We start from the raw sequence: 5,174 nt of genomic DNA on the forward strand, positions 1-5,174 counted from the left end.
TCGGTTGGGAAATGCCGGTGGCAATCCGGGCGCTAATATTGGGCATTCCCGACGAAAAGATGTTGCAAGATTGGTCAGGGGTGGCTCAGCAAATCTTGCGAGAAGATAATTTGAATGCGGCTGATATCGGCACGAAGCTCGATTGTATCCGGGATGAGTGGATTGATAGGGATTTAGAGGGTTGGCTAGCCTTGCATCGTTTCTATCCAGGTGTTGTTGAAAAAATGCATCGAATGGAATCGGAGAAGGCATCGCTTCCAGATACACCTATCCAAACGTACATCGTCACTACCAAAGAGGGACGCTTTGTCCGCCAGTTGTTGCAGCAACAGGGTATCCAACTACCCGATCGATGCATTATTGGGAAAGAAAATCGGCGTCCTAAGTACGAAATTTTGCGCGAACTCAGCAGCGATTCGTCGGTTCACCTTTGGTTTGTGGAAGATCGCTTGAAAACTCTGCAAACTGTGCAACAGCAACCAGACCTCAATGATATCAAGCTGTTTCTTGCCGATTGGGGCTACAATACTGCTGCTCAACGAGAGTCGGTCGCGTATCAGGAGCGAATTAAGCTTTTATCTCTGTCTCAGTTTGCTCAAGATTTCTCGGCTTGGGCTTAGATGAGAAAAGGGAACCCAAGGTTAAGGGATGAAGAAGTATCAAGTGTAAATTATAAATTCATCCCGATCGCCTTGATGTTTCATGCTTTAAGCTGAGAGCTGATAGGCGAAAAGCGGATAGCTGACTATGCTTGACCTAACCAAACTCGCGCGGCAAATGCAGGGGATTAGTCAACACCTGACGGTAGAGGCTGCTGCCAGTCGCCAACGCTTGGAACGCGCCCAGCACTTACTGACGCTGGCTCAAAAGTCTCAGGCAGATTTAGTACATCTGCAAGAAAAGTGGCGCGATCGCTTGGGGTTTGCAGCAGCCGCACCCATTGAATCTCTAAGCACTGCCATTGACCTTCCTACCCCTCCGGCTGTCCATACGATTATTGCTACAGACGGGTCTCAGATTGCTCCGAGTCACCACGAAATTGCCTACTGCTATCTGATTAATGTGGGTCGGGTGGTGCTGCATTACGGACAAAGCTTGTATCCGCTCTTAGATAGCCTGCCAGAAGTCTTTTATCGCTCGGAAGACCTATATATTTCCCGCCAGTGGGGAATTCGCCCTGAGGAATGGATGGGCTATCGACGCACGGCTTCGGAGGCGTCTGTATTGGCAGAATTGGCTGCTAGCTGGATTAACCGACCTTCACAAGTCACGTCAAGACAGGGAAACGGAAACAGAAAATCGGAAATTCCATCTTCAATTCCCGATCCCAAATCCCCAATCCCTGCCCTAGCAATGGTAGATGGATCGCTAATTTATTGGTTTCTGGAGCAGTTACCAGGAGAAGCCCGCGACCATATTTTGCCTCCGATTCTGGAAGCTTGGGATGTTCTACGCGATACGGGGATTCCAATTATGGGCTACCTGAGCGCTTCTCGCAGCAGCGAAGCACTGAACTTCCTGCGTTTGCCAGCCTGTCCGCATCCAGTTCCCGACTGTATGACTCATTGTCCTGGTCAGTTTGACCGGGCACCCTGCCAGGTTTTCGATCCCTTGCGGGATACTGCCCTCTGGGCGTCTCAATTGCAGCCCGGTCAACGCAGCCCTCTATGGCGCAGTTCTGCACGAATTCTGGAGTTGTACGGTGCCCATCAAATCTACTTCTGCTACGTCCACGTCGGGACTGAAATTGCTCGTGTGGAAGTTCCCGCTTGGGTGGCGGAGAATCCAGAGAAGCTGGATGTTTCGCTCAGCTTGATGTTGGCTCAGGTGCAGAAGGGTTATGGCTATCCGGTGGCGCTTGCAGAGGCACACAATCAGGCAGTTGTGCGAGGGGGCGATCGCGCTCGTTTCTTTGCCTTACTCGAACAACAAATGATTAAGGCTGGTTTGAGAAATGTCGGGACTTCCTATAAAGAAGCCAGGAAGCGCGGTAGTATCGCCTGATGGCATCTCTCAAAAGGACGTTGGCTCGTCTGCCAGGGTCTCAATTAATAAATTCATCTGCTGTTGCCGCTCTTGCAGAAAGATTTCACATTGGCGCAAGTATTCTACCGCAGCGGTAAATTCTTCAAAAACATCGGCAAGTTCTAGTTTTCCGGCTTCAATTTGCCGAATGATCCCTTCAACTTTGGCAACCGTCGCTTCGTAGTTCCAATCTTTCGGAAATTGGGTATTGACGCGGCGATCGCTTGAGCCGTCGGTGGTGCTGGTGGGTTTGCTCATAAAAAATCCCCGTATCGCGTGAAATAGCTACTCCTTGCTATTTATAATTTCACTAATTTTGACTTTAATTTGTCCTGTGCCCAGCTGAACTTGTAGTTCCTGTCCGAGTGCCAGTCCTTCGGTGGAACGCGCGATCGCACCATCTTGTTGTCGGACTACGGCGTAACCTCGTTGCAGAACGCTTTCAGGATCAAGCGTGGCTAGCTTTTGTCGGAGCATCTGACAGTGTTGGTTTGCCTGTGCTAAATGTCGCGCCGTTCCTTGTAACAGTTGTTGACGTTTCCAAGCGATCGCTTGTTTTTCTTGGTGAATTTGTCGGTCTAACGGAATCCGCCCCAAGCGGCTTCGCACTCTTTGCAATTGTGTTTGAGCGTTTTCCATGTGTTGATTTACGGCTTCAGTCAAGGCGAGGACACGTTCCTGGTGTTCTGCGTAAAGACTTGCCAGTTCTGGAACCACTTGTTCGGCGGCGGCGGTGGGAGTGTGAGCATAAGCATCGGCAACTAAGTCAGCCAAAGATTCATCTCGCTGATGACCAATGCCAGTAATCACGGGAATCGAACAATTTGCGATCGCTCGCACTACCCGTTCATCATTGAAGCAAGCTAGCTCCTCAACCGCACCACCCCCGCGCGACAAAATTAAAACTTCAGCGCGACCATCCCGTTCCACTCGCTCAATCGCCGAGACAATCAATGCTGGGGCTTGTTCGCCCTGAACTAACGCCGGTGAAAACAAAACTTGCAAACCCGGATAACGTTGCTTGAGCGTGCGTTGAATATCTCCCCAGGCAGCAGCTTGCGGCGACGTGACAACAGCGATGGTTTGGGGATGAGTGGGGAGCGATCGCTTGCGTTCTGGATCGAACAATCCTTCGGCCTCCAACCGATTTCGCAGCTGGCGATAGCGCAATGCCTGTAACCCCTCTCCCGCTGGTAGCGCCTGCCAAACAATCAGCTGGTACTGTCCTCGCTGGGGATAAACTCGGATACTGCCCAAAACAATCAACTGCTCTCCTTGCACCGGCAGCTGCATCAGCTTATTTAGCTGACTGTTCCATATCACACAACTCATTGCCGCCTTAGCATCCGGATCTTGCAGGGTGAAGAATAATCCACTGCGATACTGAGAGGCGCTGGAGACTTCACCTGTCACCCAAACTTGCTGTAGTTGTTCATCCTGCTCTAACAGCAGTTGCAAATAAGACGTTAACCCAGCCACCGATACAGCTGTATCTGGAACCAGCTGATTGGAAAGATAATAGTTCATCGCCGAAAGATAAGGAAAATATAGGAATTGAGGCATCAGGAAACGCGGAGGATGCTCAAATAAGCCTAGATCAAGCCATTTACAGTTTCTGTCTCTAGATTAGCGAGACTCGGCTGCATTCGTTAACTTTTGACAAAACTGACGTGACCAAAGTGGCGATCGCAAATCCCACTTGTTGCTTAAAACAGGCTAGACGTTTATTGACCGATTTTCTCTCTCAGTGTTGGGTAAAAGTAGAACATTTGAACTACAATAGAGATTCCTATCGCGAGCCTTGCCAGGGGGTTCCCCCATCCGTGTAAAGCTTGATGTAAGGGCACTTGCGGCTCTCATTTGTTGCTAAAAGTGATATAATAAAATATCTGAAACTAAAATTTGTCGCTATTTGGGACAATTTTAAGTTTCGGTGCCAATCGTTGAAGTAACCCTAGTTAGTGGAAATTTCCTACTCACTTACAAAGCTAAAAACTTGGTAAACCTGAGTGGGCAAATGGCTAAAACCAGCATTCATTTTGTATCAAAAGGCGGTGGATTCCATCGTTTCTGCCTGTGGAGGCTGTAAGGATGTCTTGCTAGACATTTCTACTATCAGAACCAGCCATCGAAGCAGGAAACTCCAGTCCGCGAGGCGGAGAAGCCCACACAAAAGCAACTTTTGCTAAGTGTGAAAAAAATCTCACCACACCTGATTCTGTTCTTGAGGCATTAATGGCTATCCAAATCACGAACAATCCCGACAAGGACAAAGCCCTGAGCCTGGTGCTAAACCAAATTGAGCGCAGCTTTGGCAAAGGAGCAATTATGCGCCTAGGAGATGCCACCCGCATGAAGGTGGAAACAATTTCCACTGGAGCGCTGACCCTGGATTTAGCTTTGGGCGGTGGCTTGCCGAAGGGACGGGTGATTGAAATATATGGCCCGGAAAGTTCTGGTAAGACAACCCTCGCTTTGCACGCGATCGCTGAAGTGCAAAAATTAGGAGGAGTCGCTGCTTTTGTTGATGCTGAACACGCTCTAGATCCTGCTTACGCAGCCGTACTGGGCGTTGATATTGACAATCTTTTGGTTTCTCAACCCGACACCGGAGAAGCTGCCTTAGAAATTGTCGACCAGCTAGTTCGCTCTGCGGCAGTGGATATCGTGGTCATTGACTCGGTAGCTGCTTTGGTGCCTCGCGCTGAAATTGAAGGCGAAATGGGCGATTCCCACATGGGTTTGCAAGCCCGTTTGATGAGTCAAGCTCTTCGCAAAATTACCGGAAACATCGGTAAATCTGGTTGTACGGTCGTTTTCCTCAACCAGCTGCGACAAAAGATTGGCGTCACCTACGGCAACCCAGAAACAACCACTGGTGGTAATGCCTTAAAGTTTTACGCTTCAGTGCGCTTGGATATTCGTCGGATTCAAACGCTGAAAAAAGGCAACGAAGAGTTTGGTAACCGAGCTAAAGTTAAAGTTGCCAAAAATAAAGTCGCCCCGCCCTTCCGCGTCGCAGAGTTTGACATTATCTTTGGCAAGGGAATCTCGACATTAGGGTGTATGGTTGACCTGGCAGAACAAACTGGGGTCATTACCCGTAAAGGAGCTTGGTATAGCTACAACGGTGATAACATTGCCCAAGG

Annotated in this window: 5 protein-coding genes; 3 read left to right on the top strand and 2 right to left on the bottom strand. The window is 49.3% G+C overall.

Annotated features, from left to right (window positions below; all coding sequences use genetic code 11):
- Positions 1–620 (top strand): HAD family hydrolase (locus tag H6F50_RS04620; protein ID WP_190426817.1); only part of this gene is annotated, 620 nt, incomplete at its 5' end.
- Between the two features lie 127 nt (positions 621–747).
- Entirely contained in the window at positions 748–2,004 is a 1,257-nt protein-coding gene (locus H6F50_RS04625) for a DNA double-strand break repair nuclease NurA (protein WP_190411907.1), read from the top strand.
- A gap of 9 nt (positions 2,005–2,013) precedes the next feature.
- Here the strand turns inward: H6F50_RS04625 and xseB are convergent, their stop codons facing one another.
- Together xseB and xseA are read right to left on the bottom strand one after the other, a co-directional pair.
- The gene (gene xseB / locus H6F50_RS04630; protein ID WP_190426820.1) at positions 2,014–2,283 is read right to left on the bottom strand and encodes an exodeoxyribonuclease VII small subunit; all 270 of its coding nucleotides are present in this window, start codon (positions 2,281–2,283) and stop codon (positions 2,014–2,016) included.
- Positions 2,284–2,310: 27 nt separating this feature from the next.
- On the bottom strand, positions 2,311–3,552 hold the full coding sequence (xseA, locus tag H6F50_RS04635) for an exodeoxyribonuclease VII large subunit (protein WP_190426824.1): 1,242 nt from the start codon (positions 3,550–3,552) through the stop codon (positions 2,311–2,313).
- A gap of 708 nt (positions 3,553–4,260) precedes the next feature.
- Here xseA and recA point away from each other — a divergent pair.
- A partial coding sequence (gene recA / locus H6F50_RS04640) for a recombinase RecA (RefSeq protein WP_190426826.1) occupies positions 4,261–5,174 on the top strand: 914 nt, incomplete at its 3' end.

It is taken from the genome of Coleofasciculus sp. FACHB-712, assembly GCF_014695635.1.
GTDB lineage: Bacteria > Cyanobacteriota > Cyanobacteriia > Cyanobacteriales > FACHB-T130 > FACHB-T130.